This window comes from Serratia ficaria (assembly GCF_900187015.1).
GTDB classification, from domain to species: Bacteria; Pseudomonadota; Gammaproteobacteria; order Enterobacterales; family Enterobacteriaceae; genus Serratia; species Serratia ficaria.
On sequence record NZ_LT906479.1, the window covers coordinates 5,123,381 to 5,141,969 of the forward strand.

Sequence of the window (18,589 nt, forward strand, 5' to 3'; positions counted from 1 at the left end):
ATGAGTCCTGAACGCTATGCGCGGATTTGTGAAATGCTCGCTACCCGGCAGCCGGATCTGACGGTCTGCCTGGAGCAGGTGCACAAGCCGCATAACGTCTCCGCCATTATCCGCACCGCCGACGCCGTCGGCGTGCATCAGGTGCATGCCGTGTGGCCCACCACCCGCATGCGCACCCTGGTTTCCTCCGCCGCCGGCAGCAACAGCTGGGTCAATGTCAAAACCCACCGCACCATCTCCGACGCAGTAGGCCACCTGAAAGCCCAGGGCATGCAAATTCTGGCGACCAACCTGTCCGCCCGCGCGGTCGATTTCCGCGAGGTGGATTACACCCGCCCCACCTGCGTGCTGCTGGGCCAAGAGAAAACCGGCATCACCGAAGAAGCGCTGGCGCTGGCCGATCAGGACATCGTTATTCCGATGATCGGCATGGTGCAGTCGCTTAACGTCTCGGTGGCGTCCGCCCTGATCCTGTACGAAGCGCAGCGCCAGCGGCAAAACGCCGGCCTGTATCGCCGCGAGCGCAGCATGCTGGACGAAGAAGAGCAGCAGCGCCTGCTGTTTGAAGGCGGCTATCCGGTATTGGCCAACGTGGCCAAGCGCAAAGGGCTGCCGCGTCCGCACATCGACGAACAGGGCCAGGTGGTCGCCGACGCCGAATGGTGGGCGACCATGCAGGCGACGGTACGCAAATGAAAGGCCGCCTGCTGGATGCTGTCCCACTCACCGCGCTTTCCGGGGTGGGCGCCAGCCAGGCGGGCAAATTGGCCAAAATCGGCCTGGAAACCCTCCAGGATCTGCTGCTGCACCTGCCGCTGCGCTACGAAGACCGCACCCGACTCTATCCGATAAACGACCTGCTGCCCGGCATTTTCGCCACGGTGGAAGGTGAAGTGCTGCGCAGCGACATCAGCTTCGGCCGCCGGCGCATGCTGACCTGCCAGATCAGCGATGGCACCGGCATCCTCACCATGCGCTTCTTCAACTTCAACGCGGCGATGAAGAACAGCCTGGCCGCCGGCCGCCGCGTGACCGCCTACGGCGAGATCAAGCGCGGCAACCACGGCGCGGAGATCATTCACCCGGAATACCGCATTCAGGGCGAAAGCAGCGAGGTCGAGCTGCAGGAATCGCTGACGCCGGTCTACCCCACCACCGAAGGCATCAGGCAGGCCACGCTGCGCAAGCTGACCGATCAGGCGCTGGAGCTGTTGGACACCTGCGCCATCGCCGAGCTGCTGCCGCCGGAACTGAGCGGCGGCCTGATGAGCCTTCCGCAGGCGCTGCACACCCTGCACCGCCCGCCGCCGGATATTCAGCTGGCGGATCTGGAACAGGGCGCGCATCCGGCGCAAAAACGCCTGATCCTCGAAGAGCTGCTGGCGCATAACCTCAGCATGCTGGCGGTGCGCGCCGGCGCGCAAAGCTACCGGGCGCTGCCGCTGCTGCCGGACGACCGGTTAAAAAATCAATTCCTCGCCCAGCTGCCATTCTCGCCGACCGGCGCACAGGCGCGGGTGGTGGCCGATATCGAAGCCGATATGCAAAAAGGCTTCCCGATGATGCGGCTGGTGCAGGGCGACGTCGGCTCCGGCAAAACGCTGGTGGCGGCGTTGGCGGCGCTGCGCGCCATCGCCCACGGCAAACAGGTGGCGCTGATGGCGCCGACCGAACTGCTGGCCGAGCAGCACGCCAACAACTTCCGCCAGTGGTTCGAGCCGCTGGGCCTGGAGGTCGGCTGGCTGGCCGGCAAACAGAAGGGCAAAGCGCGCATTGCGCAGCAGGAAGCCATCGCCAGCGGCCAGGTGTCGATGGTGGTCGGCACCCACGCCATCTTCCAGGAACAGGTGCAGTTCAACGGCCTAGCGCTGGTGATCATCGACGAACAGCACCGCTTTGGCGTGCATCAGCGGCTGGCGCTGTGGGAAAAAGGCGAAGAGCAAGGCTTCCACGCCCATCAGCTGATCATGACCGCCACGCCGATCCCGCGCACGCTGGCGATGACCGCTTACGCCGATCTCGATACTTCGGTCATCGACGAACTGCCGCCAGGCAGAACGCCGGTCACCACCGTCGCCATCCCCGACACCCGCCGCGCCGACATTATCCAGCGGGTGAAAAGCGCCTGCATGGAAGAAGGCCGCCAGGCCTACTGGGTTTGCACGCTGATCGAAGAGTCCGAGCTGCTGGAAGCGCAGGCGGCGGAAGCCACCTGGGAAGAATTGAAAGCCGCGCTGCCTGAACTGAAGGTGGCGCTGGTGCATGGCCGCATGAAGGCACAGGAAAAGCAGGCGGTGATGCAGGCCTTCAAACAGGGCGAGCTGCAGCTGCTGGTCGCCACCACGGTGATCGAGGTGGGCGTCGACGTGCCTAACGCCAGCCTGATGATTATCGAGAACCCCGAGCGGCTGGGGCTGGCGCAGCTGCACCAGCTGCGCGGCCGCGTGGGCCGCGGCGCCGTGGCTTCACACTGCGTGCTGCTGTATAAAACGCCGCTGAGCAAAACCGCGCAAAAACGCCTGCAGGTGTTGCGCGACAGCAACGACGGCTTTGTGATTGCCCAGCGCGATCTGGAGATCCGCGGCCCGGGCGAGCTGTTGGGCACCCGCCAGACCGGCAGCGCCGAATTCAAGGTGGCGGACCTGCTGCGCGACCAGGCGATGATCCCGGAAGTGCAGCGCGTGGCCCGGCATATCCACCAGCAGTACCCGGAGCACGCCCGCGCGCTGATTGAGCGCTGGCTGCCGGAAAAGGCACGCTACTCCAACGCATAAAAAAGGGCGCCCGCGGCGCCCTTTTTCCATTAATCCAGCCTGCGCATCATCCCACCGTCGGGAAGACCGGCAGCAGCAGATACAGCTTGATGACGATGGCGTTGGCGATATCGATAAAGAACGCCCCGACCATCGGCACCACCAGGAACGCCAGATGCGACGGGCCGAAACGATCGGTGATCGCCTGCATGTTGGCGATCGCCGTCGGCGTCGCGCCCATGCCGAAGCCGCAGTGGCCGGCGGCCAGTACCGCCGCGTCGTAGTTCTTGCCCATCACCCGGTAGGTGACGAAAATCGCATACAGCGCCATCACCAGCGTCTGCACCGCCAGGATAGCCAGCATCGGCAGCGCCAGCGAGGCCAGCTCCCACAGGCGCAGGCTCATCAGCGCCATCGCCAGAAACAGCGACAGACTGACGTTGCCCAGTACCGATACCGCTCGCTCAAATACGGTATAAAAGCCGGTGAAGGCCAGCGTATTGCTGAGGATCACCCCGACAAACAGTACGCAGACGAAGTTCGGCAGTTCGAACACCGTGCCGTTCAGCAGGCCAGAAATCAGCTGCCCCAGGCTCAGGCAGATGGCGATCATGGCGATGGTTTCAATCATCACCAACGAGGTGATCAGGCGGCCGCTTTCCGGTTTTTCAAAGCCGCTCGGCTGAACGCTGTCCTCCGGCGTACCTTCCGGCGTGGAGGAGTGCTTCACCAGATAACGCGCCACCGGCCCGCCGATCAGGCCGCCCAGCACCAGGCCGAAGGTGGCGCAGGCCATGGCGACTTCCGTCGCGTTTTCAAAACCGTAGCGTTCAATGAACAGCTTGCTCCAGGCCGCGCCGGTGCCGTGGCCGCCGGACAGGGTGATCGAACCGGCGATCAGGCCCATCAACGGGTCCAGACCCAGCATTTTCGCCATGCCGATACCGATGGCGTTCTGCACCAGCAGCAATCCCAGCACCACGAACAGGAACACCATCAGCGCCTTGCCGCCGGCGCGCAAACGCGCCAGGTTGGCGTTCAAACCGATAGTGGCGAAGAAGGCCAGCATCAACGGGTCTTTCAGCGACATATCGAAGCTGATTTCCCAGTTGGCGAACTTTTTCATGGCTAACAGCAGGAGGGCCACCAGCAGACCGCCGGCGACGGGGGCGGGAATAGTGTATTTTCTCAGCAACGGAATGCTTTTGACGCACTTGCCCCCGAGGAGCAGAACCAGCGTTGCCGCGACTAACGTGCCATAAGTATCAAGATGAAACATCCAGGTACTCCATGTAAGGGGAAAGATCCAATAGAAATAATAAGTTATAGAAAACCACTTAGTTTTTAAACTTGATGAATGCGGGATTAGAAGGAAAAAACGCTGAGAAGACAAGAAAAAATGAATGAAAATGCGACATAAATGCGAAAGGAAGTAACAGAATATTTTGGCGCAACCGTTTGCTTTTGCGGGGCGGATGATTAAAATGCCCTCTTTGCCGTTTCTGGAAACGCCACACCATGACCATGTCATCCTCCGAGCTTGATGCCGTGCAAAAAGCCGCCGCCACGCCCCGCGCCAGTGAACTGATTTATCGCCTGGAAGATCGCCCGCCGCTGCCGCAAACGCTGTTTGCCGCCGGCCAGCATCTGTTGGCGATGTTCGTGGCGGTGATCACCCCGGCCCTGCTGATCTGTCAGGCGCTTGGCCTGCCGGCGCAGGATACCCAGCACATCATCAGCATGTCGTTGTTCGCTTCCGGTCTGGCTTCCATTCTGCAAATCAAAACCTGGGGGCCGGTCGGCTCCGGGCTGCTGTCGATTCAGGGCACCAGCTTCAACTTCGTTTCACCGCTGATCATGGGCGGCCTGGCGCTGAAGAACGGCGGCGCCGACGTACCGACCATGATGGCCGCGCTGTTTGGCACCCTGATGGTCGCCTCCTGCACCGAAATCCTGCTGTCGCGGGTGCTGCACCTGGCGCGCCGCATCATCACCCCGCTGGTCTCCGGCATCGTGGTGATGATTATCGGCCTGTCGCTGATTCAGGTTGGGCTGACGTCGATCGGCGGCGGCTATGCCGCGATGAGCGATCACAGCTTCGGCGCACCGAAAAACCTGCTGCTGGCCGGCGCGGTGCTGGCGGTGATTATCCTGCTGAACCGCCAGCGCAACCCTTACCTGCGCGTCGCCTCGCTGGTGATCGCCATGGCGGTCGGCTACCTGCTGGCCTGGGCGATGGACATGCTGCCGGCCGGCCAGCCGGCGCCGCAAACGGCGGCGATCACCATCCCGACGCCGCTGTACTACGGCCTGGGCTTTGACTGGAACCTGCTGCTGCCGCTGATGCTGATCTTTATGGTCACCTCGCTGGAAACCATCGGCGACATCACCGCCACCTCCGACGTCTCCGAGCAGCCGGTCAGCGGCCCGCTGTACATGAAGCGCCTGAAAGGCGGCGTGCTGGCCAACGGCCTGAACTCGATGCTGTCGGCGGTGTTCAACACCTTCCCCAACTCCTGCTTCGGCCAGAACAACGGGGTGATCCAGCTGACCGGCGTCGCCAGCCGCTACGTCGGCTTCGTGGTGGCGCTGATGCTGATCGCGCTGGGGCTGTTCCCGGCGGTGGCCGGTTTCGTCCAGCACATTCCCGAGCCGGTGCTCGGCGGCGCCACCATCGTGATGTTCGGCACCATCGCCGCCTCCGGGGTGCGCATCGTGTCGCGCGAACGCCTGAACCGCCGCGCCATCATGATCATGGCGCTGTCGCTGGCCGTCGGCATGGGCGTGTCCCAGCAGCCGCTGATCCTGCAGTTCGCGCCGGACTGGCTGAAAACCCTGCTGTCTTCCGGCATCGCCGCCGGCGGCATTACCGCCATCGTGCTGAACCTGGTGTTCCCGCACGAGCACGAACAGCAATAATTCGCCCCCCTTCCTCGCCAAACGGCCGCCCGCGGCCGTTTTTTATTGTCTATCAGACCATTGCACTTGAGATGCCCGGCCAATTACGGCATAAACAGGGTATCTTTTTTGACCGATGCGGATGTAGACGATGAAATTTATCGGAAAACTGTTGCTGACGTTGCTGCTGATCGCCGTGCTGGCCATCGTGCTGCTGTACGTGGTGGGGCAAACCCGCTGGGCGGCGAGCCGGTTGAGCGATTGGGTCAGCGACAACGGCGAATACCGCCTGTCGGTAGGGAAAATCTCGCACTCGTGGAGCCAGCCGGGCCAAATCAGCCTGGAGGACGTCCAGCTGGCGAGAAACCATCAGCCGCAGGCGTTGGTGGCCAAAAAGGTCGATCTGGGCCTCAGCCTGCGCCAGCTCACCGAGCCGCGCTATTTCCACAGCGTCACGCTGCGCGACGGCACGCTCAATATCCAGCCGCAGGCGGCGGCGCTGCCGCTGCATGCCGAGGTGCTGCAGCTGAGCAACATGGCGCTGCAGTCCGGCGATGCAGACTGGCGGCTCAACGCGCAGAAGGTTAACGCCGGCATCACGCCCTGGCAGCCCAAGTCCGGTCACCCGCTGGGGGAAAACAATCAATTCCAGTTCAGCGCCGGCTCGATGACGTTGAACGGCATTCCCGCCTCGCAGGTGCTGGTACAGGGTGAGCTGAAACAGAACCGGCTGTTGCTGAGCAACTTCGGCGCCGATCTGTCGCAGGGCGATCTGACCGGGGTGGCCAGCCGCGCCGCCGACGGCAGCTGGCAGGTGGAACGCCTGCGGCTGAGCGGCGTGCGCATGCAAACGCCATTGACGCTGGAACAGTTCATGCGGCGCTTCAGCCAGCTGCCGCCGGTGACCCTCAAACGCGTTGATCTGATCGACGCGCGGCTGGAAGGCAAGGAATGGGCGTTCAACGATCTCGACCTGTCGCTGCAAAACGTCAGCGTCAAGCAGGGCGACTGGAGCAGCCGGGACGGTTCGCTGAACTTCAACGCCAGCGACATGATCAACGGCGGCTTCCACCTGATCGACCCGATCATGACGATGCGGCTGTCGCCCGCCGGCATCGCCATCCAACAGTTCACCACTCGCTGGGAAGGCGGCCTGCTGCGCACCTCCGGCAGCTGGCTGCGCGCGACCAAACGCCTGCAGTTGGACGAAGTGGCCATGGCGGCGCTGGAATACACCTTGCCGCTCAACTGGCGCCAACTCTGGCTGAAACCGTTGCCGGACTGGCTGGCGGAGGTTTACGTCACCAGGCTGACCACCAACCGCAATCTGATCATCGATATCAACCCGGATTTCCCGTTCCAGATCACCGCGCTGGACGGCTACGGCAGCAATCTGCTGCTGGCGCGCGAACATCAATGGGGCATCTGGTCCGGCGCGTTGAACCTGAACGGCAGCGAAGCCACCTTCAACAAGATCGACGTGCGCCGCCCTTCGCTGGCGCTGACCGCCGACGCGGGGCAAATCGACGTCACCGAGCTCAGCGCCTTTATGCCGCAGGGTTTGCTGGAGGCCAGGGCCAGAGTCGAACAGCTGCCGGGCAAACCCTTCCAGCTGTCGCTGAATGGCCGCTCGGTGCCGGTGAATACGTTGCAGCAGTGGGGGTGGCAGCCGGTGCCGCTGACCGGCGACGGCAATCTGCAGCTGCAGTTGAAAGGGTTGCTGAACAGCGACGGGCCGTTCAAAGACTCGCTGAAGGGCACGCTGCAGGCCACCGCCGGCGAGCAGTCGGTCAGCCAGCAGCTGCCTTGACGCCAAACGGCCCCCGCAGCGGGGGCCGGGCAATCAATGCTCTAGCGGCTCACAGCCGCCCTGATCCAGAGGAACCTCCGGCTCGGCCGGCAGCACCATGTAGGTGCCTTCAAATACCGCGCCTTTATCGTCATCGCCGAACAAATGCACCTCAGCCTGCACGCGCGCGCGGCGGCCGCGCGCCAGACGCGCCAGATCGCCGCTCAGTGAGCCGAGATCCGCCACCGCTCGCGGCCGGCCGGTGATCGGTTTGCTGTAACGAATATGCGCGTCGGCCAGGATGATGGTGCCGCCCAGATGGCGCTCGCGCAGCAGCAGCCAGATCAATCCCCAGGCGGTCAAGGTAGCCAGCGAGAACAGGCTGCCGGCGAACAGCGTATGGTGCGGGTTTTGATTGCCGGTTTCCGGCATGGTGGTGACGAAGCGCTGCCCGGTGTATTGGCTGATGCGCACGCCCATCTTTTCGCTCAGCGGGATATGATCGTACCAGGCCTGCTGCAGCTGGCCGCACCAGTCGGGGCGGTGCAGAATATCGTCCAGCGTCGCCACCGGCTTTATCATCAGAAAGTGCCGAATGGGGGTGGTCTGCGGCGCCGTGATCTCGCCCTGATTGACGAAGCCCAACTTGCCGAAGAAATCCACCGCGTCCTCGCGAGCGCTACACACCACGCGTTTAACGCCTTCCTGCCGCGCCACGGATTCCAGGGTCATCGCCACCAGCGTGCCCAGCCCTTTGTCCTGCACCGTAGGGTCGACAGCCAGGAAGCGGATCGCCGCCTCGTTGTCGGCATTGATATACAGCCGCCCAATGGCGACAATTTTTCCGCCCTCGTCCACCACCATTTGGTGATGCGCCATGGCGTCATAGGCATCCTTTTCCGAACCCACCGGCTGGTGCAGCGGCTTGCGCAGCATTTCCCAGCGAAACTGGTAATAATCCTTCAGTTCTTGCTCTGTTACGGGTACTCGTAGGTGATACATAGACGCCTTATCTCCGAATGCTTAAACCTGTAGCCAGAATGTCACCGGCCCATCGTTCACCAACGCCACCTGCATGTCGGCGGCGAACTCGCCGGTTTGGGTCGCTACGCCGCGCTCGCGGCACTGGCCAACAAAATATTGATACAGCCGATCGGCGGCCGAAGGCTCCGCGCCGCGCGAGAAACCGGGCCTCATGCCCTTGCGGGTGTCCGCCGCCAGGGTGAACTGCGATACCACCAGCACGCTGCCTCCCGCCTGCTGGACGTTGAGATTCATCTTGTCGTGCTCATCGCCGAAGATGCGGTAACCCAATACGCGCTCACACAGGCGCTCGGCCTTTTGCTCGTTATCGTCCTGTTCCACGCCCAATAACACTAACAAACCGGGGCCAATCTTGCCTACCGTCTCTCCCTTGACCGTAACGCTGGCGTTCAACACCCGCTGAATTAACGCAATCATAACTCCTGCCCTTCCTGATGCTGTTCCTGTTGTTTCGCCTTCTGGCGGCGGTAGTCGCGGTATTCGCCGATAGTGACGGTGATTTCCGCGCCAAGCAACACGATACACCAGCTCCAGTAGACCCACAGGAATAAAATGGGGATCACCGCCAGCACGCCGTAAATCAGCTGATAGGACGGGAACATGGTGACGTACAGCGCAAACCCTTTCTTGCCCAGTTCGAATAACAGCCCGGCCACCAGCGCGCCGATCAGCGCGTCTTTCGGCGGCACCCGCACCGTCGGCACGATGCAGTACAACAGCCAGAACGAGATCCACGACAGGATCAGCGGAAAAATGCGCAGCACCTGATCCACCAGGCTGTTAACGCCGGTTTGCGCCAGCCAGTTAAGCGACAGCAGGTAGGAGCTGATGGCCATGCTGGCGCCCACCAGCAGCGGCCCCAGGGTCAGCACCATCCAGTACACCGCGAAGGAGAAGACGATCGGCCGCTTGTTCTTGCTGCGCCAGATGGTGTTCAGCACGCTGTCTACCGAAGAGATCAGCAGCAGCGCGGTGACGATCAGCCCGCAGGTGCCGACGGCGGTCATCTTGTTGGAATTGGCGACAAACTGTTCCAGATAACTTTGGATCACGTTGCCGGCGGCCGGCATGAAATTGGAAAAAATGAAGCTTTTCAGCTGCACGCTGATGTCGGAAAACATCGGGAACGCGGCAAACAGCGCGAACACCACGGTGACCAGGGGCACCAGCGACAGCAGCGATACATAGGCGAGATGGCCCGCCAGCATGGTCAGGCCGTCGCTGTCGACGCGCTGGATCAACAGCCGGCCGAAGGTGACGCCGGGTTTAATCGCAGAAGGCAGCTTCTTGCGGCGGAAAAACGACATGCTCGCTCCTTGATGTCAGTTTTACCCGTTGCAGCCTGCGGGCGAATAGGTGAAACAAGGGCGCTGCAGCGGGTATGCACGCCTTAAGCTTAACGCGTCGCGCTCATTGGGCAAAATAGGCCGGCACCACGTCGCGATCGGTCACGTGCACCGCCTTGATCCCCAAGGCCTGCGCGGCGGCGACGTTCGCCGGATGATCGTCGAAGAACACCGCGTTCTCCGCAGCGGCGTTTTCCGCGTTCAGCACGTGCTGATAGATAGCGGCGTCCGGCTTGCGCATGCCGAGATCCTGCGACAGATACAGATGGTCCGCCGCGGCGGCCACTTCAGGATAGTGCTGCGGCCAGTAGTTGCAGTGCAGGCGGTTGGTGTTCGACAGCACCACCACCCGGTGGCCTTCGCCGCGCAGGCGTTGCATGATGTCGATCACCTCCGGGCGCAGGGCGACGAATACCGCCTGCCAGCCGGTGGCGAACTGTTCGAAACTGAGCGCGATGCCCATCTCCTCACACAGCTTGCCGGCAAAGTCTTCGTCGCTGATTTCACCGCGCTCGTGCTGCTGGAACACCTCACCCATGGTGAAACGATCGGCCAGCACCGCCAGCGGCGTGCCGCTCAAATTGCTCCATACACCCAGTACACGTTTGAAATCGATATCGACGATCACATTACCTAAATCAAAGATATACAGCATAGTCCTCTCCTGATGGGCCGGTGAGATTTCACTGTAGCGGGAAAAAGAGGGGCTGAACAGGGAACGAACGGAAAAGCGCATAGCGCGCCGCACAAACGGGGAATGACAGAGGAAAAAACTCAGGGCGCAATGATGAACTGCGCCCTAAGCATGGACCACTAAATCAGCGATTACGCGTCTTTAGGACCGCGGCTGGCACGCTTACGATCGTTCTCCGTCAGGTGACGCTTGCGGATACGGATCGAGGTTGGCGTCACTTCTACCAGTTCGTCGTCATCGATGAATTCCAGAGCTTGCTCCAGGGTCATTTTGATGGCGGGAACCAGGGTAGTCGCTTCGTCGGTACCGGAAGCACGCATGTTGGTCAGTTTCTTGCCGGTCAGGCAGTTCACGGTCAGGTCGTTGGAGCGTGAGTGAATACCGATGATCTGGCCTTCATACACTTCCGCGCCGTGGCCGAGGAACAGCTTGCCGCGATCTTGCAGACCGTACAGGGCGAACGCTACCGCTTTACCCTGACCGTTGGAGATCAGCACGCCGTTCTGACGCTGGCCCACTTCACCCTGACGGACGTCGTCGTAGTGGCTGAAGGTGGAATACAGCAGACCGGTACCGGAAGTCATGGTCATGAATTCGTTACGGAAGCCGATCAAGCCGCGGCTTGGGATCACGTAGTCGAGACGCACGCGGCCCTTACCGTCCGGATCCATGTTTTTCAGGTCGGCTTTACGCTCACCCATGGCCTGCATCACCGAGCCCTGATGCTGCTCTTCGATGTCCAGCGTCACGTTTTCGAACGGCTCTTGTTTGCGGCCGTCGATTTCACGGAAGATAACTTTCGGGCGGGATACCGCCAGTTCGAAACCTTCACGACGCATGTTTTCGATCAGCACGGACAGGTGCAGCTCGCCACGGCCTGAAACGCGGAACGCGTCGGCATCTTCGGTTTCTTCAACGCGCAGCGCCACGTTGTGCACCAGTTCCTTGTTCAGACGCTCAAGGATTTGGCGAGAAGTCACGAATTTGCCTTCTTTACCGCAGAACGGCGAGGTGTTGACGTTGAAGAACATGCTGACGGTAGGTTCATCAACGGACAACGCCGGCAGCGCTTCAACGGCGTTGGTGTCGCAGATGGTGTCGGAGATGTTCAGCTCGCCCAGACCGGTGATGGCGATGATGTCGCCAGCTTCGGCCAGAGAGGACTCGATACGCTCCAGACCCATGTGACCCAGCACTTTGCCCACTTTACCGTTGCGAGTTTTACCTTCGCTGTCGATGATGGTGACCTGCTGGTTTGGCTTCACTTTACCGCGCTTGATGCGGCCGATGCCGATCACGCCCAGGTAGTTGTTGTAGTCCAGCTGCGAGATCTGCATCTGGAATGGCGCTTCCAGCTCAACCTGCGGCGCGGACACGTGGTCGACGATCGCCTGATACAGCGGGGTCATGTCTTCCGCCATGTCGTTGTGGTCGTTGCCGGCGATGCCCATCAGTGCGGATGCATAGATGATTGGGAAATCGAGCTGCTCGTCGGTCGCGTCGAGGTTAACGAACAGGTCGAACACCTGATCGACAACCCAGTCAGGACGCGCGCCAGGACGGTCAACCTTGTTGATTACCACGATCGGCTTCAGACCGTTGGCGAAGGCCTTCTTGGTCACGAAGCGGGTTTGCGGCATAGGGCCATCCATTGCATCCACAACCAGCAGCACCGAGTCGACCATTGACATCACACGCTCTACCTCACCGCCGAAGTCGGCGTGTCCTGGGGTATCCACGATGTTGATGCGGTAGTCTTTCCAATTAATGGCGGTGTTTTTTGCGAGGATGGTAATCCCACGCTCTTTCTCCAAATCGTTGGAGTCCATTACGCGTTCGGTGGCTTCTACACGCTCTCCGAAAGTACCGGATTGTTGCAGCAGCTTATCAACCAGGGTGGTTTTACCATGGTCAACGTGGGCAATAATGGCGATGTTACGCAAATTTTCGATCACAGCTTTGCCTCAGGCATTAGAAATAGCGCGCTATTGTACACGTATTAAGCGAGGTACTAAACAAGATCACAACCATCTCTTATAAACAACTGCGTACAGGTCAGTTTGTGATCCCTTTCACGGTGCAAAAAGTCGCCATCGACGCACTTTTGCACCATTTCGGTGCCACCGCCCACTCAATTTGCACTGTTGTGGTGCATTGCATCACTGATGGTGCATACTGGGTTTGTGCAAAACCCGCACAGAAAGGCGATGAAAGCCCTTTTGAAAAGTTGGCACAGTTTTCGCTTTAGTCTTTTCAAGGCGAAAAAAAGCCAGTTCCACAGATTCGTTCCACGACGACGACAATGATAAATCCGGGAGAGTTAAGTATGTCCGCTGAACACGTTTTGACGATGCTGAATGAGCATGAAGTGAAATTCGTAGACCTGCGTTTCACTGACACCAAGGGTAAGGAACAACACGTCACCATCCCTGCTCATCAGGTGAACGCCGACTTCTTCGAAGAAGGCAAAATGTTTGACGGCTCCTCGATCGGCGGTTGGAAGGGCATCAACGAATCTGACATGGTGCTGATGCCGGACGCCAGCACGGCGGTACTGGATCCGTTCTTCGAAGAATCCACCCTGATCATCCGCTGCGACATTCTCGAGCCGGGCACCATGCAGGGCTACGACCGCGACCCGCGCTCCATCTCCAAGCGTGCGGAAGACTTCCTGCGCTCTTCCGGCATCGCGGATACCGTGCTGTTCGGGCCGGAGCCAGAATTCTTCCTGTTCGATGACATTCGTTTCGGCAGCAGCATCCGCGGTTCCCACGTGGCCATCGACGATATCGAAGGCGCATGGAACTCCGGCACCACCTACGACGGCGGCAACAAAGGCCACCGCCCGGCGGTGAAAGGCGGTTACTTCCCGGTTCCTCCGGTCGACTCTTCGCAGGACATCCGTTCCACCATGTGTCTGACCATGGAAGAAATGGGTCTGGTGGTTGAAGCGCACCACCACGAAGTGGCCACCGCAGGTCAGAACGAAGTGGCTACCCGCTTCAATACCATGACCAAAAAAGCCGACGAAATCCAGATCTACAAATACGTGGTGCACAACGTGGCGCACGCCTTCGGCAAAACCGCGACCTTCATGCCGAAGCCAATGTTCGGCGACAACGGTTCCGGCATGCACTGCCACATGTCGCTGTCCAAGAACGGCACCAACCTGTTCGCCGGCGACAAATACGGCGGCCTGTCTGAAACCGCCCTGTTCTACATCGGCGGCATCATCAAGCACGCCAAAGCGATCAACGCCCTGTCCAACCCGACCACCAACTCCTACAAGCGTCTGGTCCCGGGCTACGAAGCGCCGGTGATGCTGGCTTACTCAGCGCGTAACCGCTCCGCCTCCATCCGTATTCCGGTGGTCGCCAGCCCGAAAGCGCGCCGTATCGAAGCCCGCTTCCCGGATCCGGCGGCCAACCCATACCTGTGCTTCGCCGCACTGCTGATGGCCGGCCTGGACGGCATCATCAACAAGATCCACCCTGGCGACGCGATGGACAAAAACCTGTATGACCTGCCGCCGGAAGAAGAAGCCGAGATCCCAAAAGTGGCGGGCTCGCTGGATGAAGCCATGGCCGCACTGAACGAAGACCGCGAGTTCCTGACCCGCGGCGGCGTGTTCACCGACGATGCGATCGATGCTTACATCGAACTGCGCAAAGAAGAAATGGACCGCGTGCGCATGACGCCACACCCGGTTGAGTTCGAACTGTACTACAGCGTTTAAGCCAGACCGCGCCGTCTGCGGGCGGCGCCCAAATTTTAGTTGTCGTTTTTTTGTTGCCGTGGAAACTTTCAGCCCATCTTCGGATGGGTTTTTTTCTCCACCGTATTTTCTGCAAAACTATTCCGTACCGCGCCCTTCGGGGATGGAGTAGGATAGACGCACTAAAAAGGTGCAGGAGTCTGCTGTATGGCAACTGGCAAGCTGCCCGACGCAGGGCAGATCCTCAATTCTCTCATCAACAGCATTCTGCTGTTGGATGACTCTCTGGCGGTTCATTACGCCAACCCGGCGGCACAACAGCTGCTGGCGCAAAGTTCCCGTAAACTTTTCGGTACGCCGCTGCCCGATTTGCTCGGCTATTTTTCGCTGAACGTCGATTTGATGCGTGAGAGCCTCCACGCCGGCCAGGGCTTCACCGACAACGAAGTGACTCTGGTGGTCGACGGACGCGCGCATATCCTCTCCCTGACCGCTCAGGCGCTGCCTGAGGGCTATATCCTGGTCGAGCTGGCGCCGATGGACAACCAACGCCGCCTGAGCCAGGAACAGCTGCAGCATGCGCAACAGGTGGCCGCCCGCGATCTGGTGCGCGGTCTGGCTCACGAGATCAAAAACCCGCTGGGCGGCCTGCGCGGCGCGGCGCAGCTGCTGGCCAAGGCGCTGCCCGATCCGGCGCTGACCGAATACACCAAGGTGATCATCGAACAGGCCGATCGCCTGCGCAACCTGGTCGACCGCCTGCTGGGGCCTCAGCGGCCGGGCCAGCACATCACCCAGAGCATTCACCAGGTGGCGGAGCGCGTTTGCCAGCTGGTGTCGCTGGAGAAACCGGATAACGTCACCCTGGTGCGCGACTATGATCCGAGCCTGCCGGAAATGGCCCATGACCCGGACCAGATCGAGCAGGTGCTGCTGAACATCACCCGCAATGCGCTGCAGGCGCTGGGCGAAGCCGGCGGCACCATTACGCTGCGCACCCGCACCGCGTTCCAAATCACCCTGCACGGCACCCGTTATCGGCTGGCGGCGCGCATCGATATCGAAGATGACGGCCCCGGCGTACCGGCGCAGCTGCAGGATACCCTGTTCTACCCGATGGTCAGCGGCCGTGAAGGCGGCACCGGCCTGGGGTTATCCATCGCCCGCAATCTGATCGATCAGCATTGCGGAAAAATTGAATTCAACAGTTGGCCAGGCCATACCGAGTTTTCGGTCTACCTGCCCATTCGTCAGTGAGGTTTGCTATGCAACGAGGGATAGTCTGGATCGTCGATGACGATAGCTCCATCCGCTGGGTGCTTGAACGTGCGCTCACGGGAGCCGGTGTCAGCTGCGCCACCTTCGACAGCGGCAATGACGTGCTGGAAGCCTTGGCCACGCAAACTCCCGACGTATTGCTGTCCGATATCCGCATGCCGGGGATGGACGGTTTGGCGCTGCTGAAACAGATAAAACAGCGTCACCCGATGCTTCCGGTCATCATAATGACCGCGCATTCGGATCTGGACGCCGCCGTCAGCGCCTATCAGCAAGGCGCCTTCGATTACCTGCCGAAGCCGTTTGATATCGATGAAGCGGTGGCGCTGGTCGAACGCGCCATCAGCCACTATCAGGAACAGCAGCAGCCGGCGCGCAGCCAGCCTGCCAGCGATCCGGCGGCGGACATCATCGGCGAAGCCCCGGCGATGCAGGACGTGTTCCGCATCATCGGGCGCCTGTCGCGGTCGTCGATCAGCGTGCTGATCAACGGCGAATCCGGCACCGGCAAAGAGCTGGTGGCCCATGCGCTGCACCGCCACAGCCCGCGCGCCAAATCGCCGTTTATCGCCCTGAATATGGCCGCCATTCCCAAAGATTTGATCGAGTCCGAGCTGTTCGGCCACGAAAAAGGCGCGTTCACCGGCGCCAACCAGATCCGCCAGGGGCGCTTTGAACAGGCCGACGGCGGCACGCTGTTTCTCGACGAGATCGGCGACATGCCGCTGGACGTGCAGACGCGCTTGCTGCGCGTGCTGGCGGACGGCCAGTTCTACCGGGTCGGCGGCTATGCGCCGGTCAAGGTCGACGTGCGCATCATCGCCGCCACCCACCAGAATCTGGAGCTGCGGGTGCAGGAGGGCAAGTTCCGTGAGGATCTGTTCCACCGCCTGAACGTGATCCGCGTGCACTTGCCGCCGCTGCGCGAGCGGCGTGAGGACATTCCGCGGCTGGCGCGCTACTTCCTGCAGGTTGCGGCCAAAGAGCTGGGCGTGGAGGCGAAAAACCTGCACCCGGAAACCGAAACCGCCCTGACTCGCCTGCCCTGGCCGGGCAACGTGCGCCAGTTGGAGAACACCTGCCGCTGGCTGACCGTGATGGCCGCCGGGCAGGAGGTGCTGATTCAGGATCTGCCGGGCGAGCTGTTTGAAACCGCCGCGCCGGAAAGCGCCGGGCACAGCCTGCCGGACAGCTGGGCCACGCTGTTGGCGCAGTGGGCCGATCGCGCGCTGCGTTCCGGTCATCAAAACCTGCTGTCGGAGGCGCAGCCGGAAATGGAGCGCACCCTGCTCACCACCGCTTTGCGTCATACGCAGGGACATAAGCAGGAGGCCGCACGGCTGCTGGGCTGGGGGCGCAACACCCTGACCCGCAAGCTGAAAGAGTTGGGAATGGAATAGGTGGCGGCGCCGATGATAAAAAACGCAATCCGGCGCACAAAAAATCGACGGCGCCAGGCTTTACAGCCCGTGCGGGCGCAGTATGATCGGGTCGCACACTCTGGAGGCTGACGATGCTGGATTCATTCATCGCATTCATTTCCCAAGGCGCGGAACTGGGTTCCGCCGCCGGCCACACCCCGCAGGCGGCCGTTGCCGCGCTGCTGTGCGCCGCGCTGCTTAACTTCTTCAGCTAAAAAAACAGCCGCATCAGCGGCTGTTTTTTCATCGTCAAATCACCCGGGAAAATTGTTGATTGCGCGCCTGCTGGCGCAGGTAGATATCGAAGCACATGCAAATGTTGCGGATCAGCAATCGGCCGCGCGGCGTCACGCGAATGCCTGTTGCATCACGCTCCACCAGCCCATCGAGCTCAAACGGCGCCAGCAGTTGCAGATCCTCGGCAAAATAAGCGGCGAAGTCGACGCCGTATTGCCGCTCGACAGCCTGATAATCCAGCCCGAAGTTGCAGATCAGCGTTTTGATCACATCGCGCCGCAGACAATCGTCTTCCGTCATCGCCAGGCCGCGCCACAGCGCGTGGCCCTGCGCCTCTACGCTGCCGTAGTAGCTCTTCAGCTCTTTCTGGTTCTGCGCATAGCTGTCGCCGAGCATGCTGATGGCGGAAACGCCCAGCCCCAGCAGATCGCTGTCGCCCTGGGTGGTGTACCCCTGGAAATTGCGGTGCAGCTTGCCTTCGCGCTGGGCGATCGCCAGCTCGTCGTCCGGGCGCGCAAAGTGGTCCATGCCGATAAACCGGTAGCCGGCGCCGGTCAGGAACGCGATGCTCTGCTGCAGGATATCCAGCTTCTGCCGGGCGCTGGGCAGATCGGCATCCTTGATTTTGCGCTGGGCGGCGAACAGGCTCGGCAAATGCGCATAATTGAACACGCTGAGACGATCCGGCGCCAGCTCCGCCACCCGTTGCAGCGTGAAGGCGAAGCTTTCCGGCGTTTGCTTCGGCAGGCCGTAGATCAGATCGATATTGGTCGAACGGAAACCGAGCGCCTTGGCGCGGGCGATCAGGGCAAAAATGAAATCTTCATCCTGCTCGCGGTTGACCAGCTGCTGTACCTGTTTGTTGAAATCCTGCACGCCCATGCTCAGACGATTAAAGCCCTCGCTGCGCAAGTGATCGAGCACGTCCAGCTCAATCTCGCGCGGATCCACTTCAATCGACATTTCCGCGTCGGGCAGAAAGTCAAAATGCTGGCGCAACAACGCCACCAGCCGGCTGATTTGCGCTTTGGTCAGGTAGGTCGGCGTGCCGCCGCCCCAGTGCATCTGCCCCACCTGGCGGCCGGCAAACAGCGGCGCGCGCTGGGCTATCTCATGCGCCAGCATCTGCAGATATTCATCAGCCTTGTGCGTCTGGCGAGTCACCAGCTTGTTGCAGCCGCAGAAATAGCACAGCTTATGGCAAAACGGGATATGCACGTACAGCGACAGCGGACGATCGGGGTAACGCACCGCGGCGCGTTGAAACGCCGCTTCGTCGTAGTGCTGGTTAAACTCCAGCGCCGTGGGGTACGAGGTGTAACGCGGCCCCGAATAGTTATATTTTTGGATCAGGGCCAAATCCCAGACGATTGCCTGCTCTGACATGCTGCTCACTCCTTCCGACATTTTTTTC

15 protein-coding genes are annotated in these 18,589 nt (G+C 61.0%); 8 read left to right on the forward strand and 7 right to left on the reverse strand.

What is annotated here, in order from left to right; all coding sequences use genetic code 11:
• Positions 1-696 (forward strand): tRNA (guanosine(18)-2'-O)-methyltransferase TrmH, encoded by a 696-nt coding sequence (gene trmH, locus CKW09_RS23955; RefSeq protein ID WP_061799634.1) that lies wholly within the window; start codon positions 1-3, stop codon positions 694-696.
• Positions 693-2,774 (forward strand): ATP-dependent DNA helicase RecG, encoded by a 2,082-nt coding sequence (gene recG, locus CKW09_RS23960; protein ID WP_061799635.1) that lies wholly within the window; start codon positions 693-695, stop codon positions 2,772-2,774. Before trmH ends, recG begins: the two co-directional genes overlap by 4 nt.
• A 46-nt stretch (positions 2,775-2,820) precedes the next feature.
• Here the strand turns inward: recG and gltS are convergent, their stop codons facing one another.
• Positions 2,821-4,032: a sodium/glutamate symporter gene (gene gltS, locus CKW09_RS23965; protein ID WP_061799636.1), complete on the reverse strand. Its 1,212-nt coding sequence runs from the start codon at positions 4,030-4,032 to the stop codon at positions 2,821-2,823.
• Between the two features lie 239 nt (positions 4,033-4,271).
• Here gltS and CKW09_RS23970 point away from each other — a divergent pair, with 239 nt between their 5' ends.
• Both CKW09_RS23970 and CKW09_RS23975 read left to right on the forward strand, forming a co-directional pair.
• The gene (locus CKW09_RS23970) at positions 4,272-5,672 is read left to right on the forward strand and encodes a nucleobase:cation symporter-2 family protein (protein WP_061799637.1); all 1,401 of its coding nucleotides are present in this window, start codon (positions 4,272-4,274) and stop codon (positions 5,670-5,672) included.
• A 130-nt stretch (positions 5,673-5,802) separates the two neighbouring features.
• Positions 5,803-7,461, forward strand: a complete 1,659-nt coding sequence (locus CKW09_RS23975) for an AsmA family protein (RefSeq protein ID WP_095099862.1) — start codon at positions 5,803-5,805, stop codon at positions 7,459-7,461.
• 33 nt (positions 7,462-7,494) lie between these two features.
• Here CKW09_RS23975 and fabY read toward each other — a convergent pair whose 3' ends face one another.
• The 5 genes from fabY to typA form a co-directional block, all read right to left on the reverse strand.
• Complete coding sequence (gene fabY / locus CKW09_RS23980; protein WP_061799640.1) at positions 7,495-8,442, reverse strand: fatty acid biosynthesis protein FabY; 948 nt, start codon at positions 8,440-8,442, stop codon at positions 7,495-7,497.
• 21 nt (positions 8,443-8,463) lie between these two features.
• The gene (dtd, locus tag CKW09_RS23985; protein WP_061799642.1) at positions 8,464-8,901 is read right to left on the reverse strand and encodes a D-aminoacyl-tRNA deacylase; all 438 of its coding nucleotides are present in this window, start codon (positions 8,899-8,901) and stop codon (positions 8,464-8,466) included.
• Positions 8,898-9,791, reverse strand: a complete 894-nt coding sequence (locus CKW09_RS23990; protein ID WP_061799643.1) for a virulence factor BrkB family protein — start codon at positions 9,789-9,791, stop codon at positions 8,898-8,900. The genes dtd and CKW09_RS23990 overlap by 4 nt, the downstream gene beginning before the upstream one ends.
• 103 nt (positions 9,792-9,894) lie before the next feature.
• Positions 9,895-10,485, reverse strand: coding sequence for a glucose-1-phosphatase (gene yihX / locus CKW09_RS23995; RefSeq protein WP_061799644.1), 591 nt, complete (start codon positions 10,483-10,485; stop codon positions 9,895-9,897).
• Positions 10,486-10,655: 170 nt separating this feature from the next.
• Positions 10,656-12,479 (reverse strand): ribosome-dependent GTPase TypA, encoded by a 1,824-nt coding sequence (typA, locus tag CKW09_RS24000; protein WP_061799646.1) that lies wholly within the window; start codon positions 12,477-12,479, stop codon positions 10,656-10,658.
• A gap of 371 nt (positions 12,480-12,850) precedes the next feature.
• On the opposite strand from typA, the gene glnA reads away from it, so the two are divergent.
• The 4 genes from glnA to CKW09_RS24640 all read left to right on the forward strand — a co-directional run bounded on the left by glnA (position 12,851) and on the right by CKW09_RS24640 (position 17,153).
• Positions 12,851-14,260, forward strand: a complete 1,410-nt coding sequence (glnA, locus tag CKW09_RS24010) for a glutamate--ammonia ligase (protein WP_061799648.1) — start codon at positions 12,851-12,853, stop codon at positions 14,258-14,260.
• A 186-nt stretch (positions 14,261-14,446) separates the two neighbouring features.
• On the forward strand, positions 14,447-15,496 hold the full coding sequence (glnL, locus tag CKW09_RS24015) for a nitrogen regulation protein NR(II) (RefSeq protein WP_061799650.1): 1,050 nt from the start codon (positions 14,447-14,449) through the stop codon (positions 15,494-15,496).
• A gap of 8 nt (positions 15,497-15,504) precedes the next feature.
• Positions 15,505-16,917 carry a nitrogen regulation protein NR(I) gene (gene glnG, locus CKW09_RS24020; protein WP_061799651.1) on the forward strand — a complete coding sequence of 471 codons (1,413 nt, stop codon included), beginning with the start codon at positions 15,505-15,507 and terminating at the stop codon, positions 16,915-16,917.
• Positions 16,918-17,030: 113 nt separating this feature from the next.
• Positions 17,031-17,153, forward strand: a complete 123-nt coding sequence (locus CKW09_RS24640) for a YshB family small membrane protein (RefSeq protein WP_145957260.1) — start codon at positions 17,031-17,033, stop codon at positions 17,151-17,153.
• A gap of 34 nt (positions 17,154-17,187) precedes the next feature.
• On the opposite strand, the gene hemN is transcribed toward CKW09_RS24640, so the two are convergent.
• Complete coding sequence (hemN, locus tag CKW09_RS24025; protein ID WP_095099865.1) at positions 17,188-18,561, reverse strand: oxygen-independent coproporphyrinogen III oxidase; 1,374 nt, start codon at positions 18,559-18,561, stop codon at positions 17,188-17,190.
• Between the last annotated feature and the right edge of the window lie 28 nt (positions 18,562-18,589).

Coding starts and splice junctions, on each gene's coding strand:
- recG (WP_061799635.1), top strand. CDS start 693: ATGAAAGGCCGCCTGCTGGATGCTGTCCCACTCACCGCGCTTTCCGGG.
- CKW09_RS24640 (WP_145957260.1), top strand. CDS start 17,031: ATGCTGGATTCATTCATCGCATTCATTTCCCAAGGCGCGGAACTGGGT.
- CKW09_RS23970 (WP_061799637.1), top strand. CDS start 4,272: ATGACCATGTCATCCTCCGAGCTTGATGCCGTGCAAAAAGCCGCCGCC.
- CKW09_RS23990 (WP_061799643.1), bottom strand. CDS start 9,791: ATGTCGTTTTTCCGCCGCAAGAAGCTGCCTTCTGCGATTAAACCCGGC.
- dtd (WP_061799642.1), bottom strand. CDS start 8,901: ATGATTGCGTTAATTCAGCGGGTGTTGAACGCCAGCGTTACGGTCAAG.
- CKW09_RS23975 (WP_095099862.1), top strand. CDS start 5,803: ATGAAATTTATCGGAAAACTGTTGCTGACGTTGCTGCTGATCGCCGTG.
- fabY (WP_061799640.1), bottom strand. CDS start 8,442: ATGTATCACCTACGAGTACCCGTAACAGAGCAAGAACTGAAGGATTAT.
- glnL (WP_061799650.1), top strand. CDS start 14,447: ATGGCAACTGGCAAGCTGCCCGACGCAGGGCAGATCCTCAATTCTCTC.
- gltS (WP_061799636.1), bottom strand. CDS start 4,032: ATGTTTCATCTTGATACTTATGGCACGTTAGTCGCGGCAACGCTGGTT.
- glnA (WP_061799648.1), top strand. CDS start 12,851: ATGTCCGCTGAACACGTTTTGACGATGCTGAATGAGCATGAAGTGAAA.
- yihX (WP_061799644.1), bottom strand. CDS start 10,485: ATGCTGTATATCTTTGATTTAGGTAATGTGATCGTCGATATCGATTTC.
- hemN (WP_095099865.1), bottom strand. CDS start 18,561: ATGTCAGAGCAGGCAATCGTCTGGGATTTGGCCCTGATCCAAAAATAT.
- trmH (WP_061799634.1), top strand. CDS start 1: ATGAGTCCTGAACGCTATGCGCGGATTTGTGAAATGCTCGCTACCCGG.
- glnG (WP_061799651.1), top strand. CDS start 15,505: ATGCAACGAGGGATAGTCTGGATCGTCGATGACGATAGCTCCATCCGC.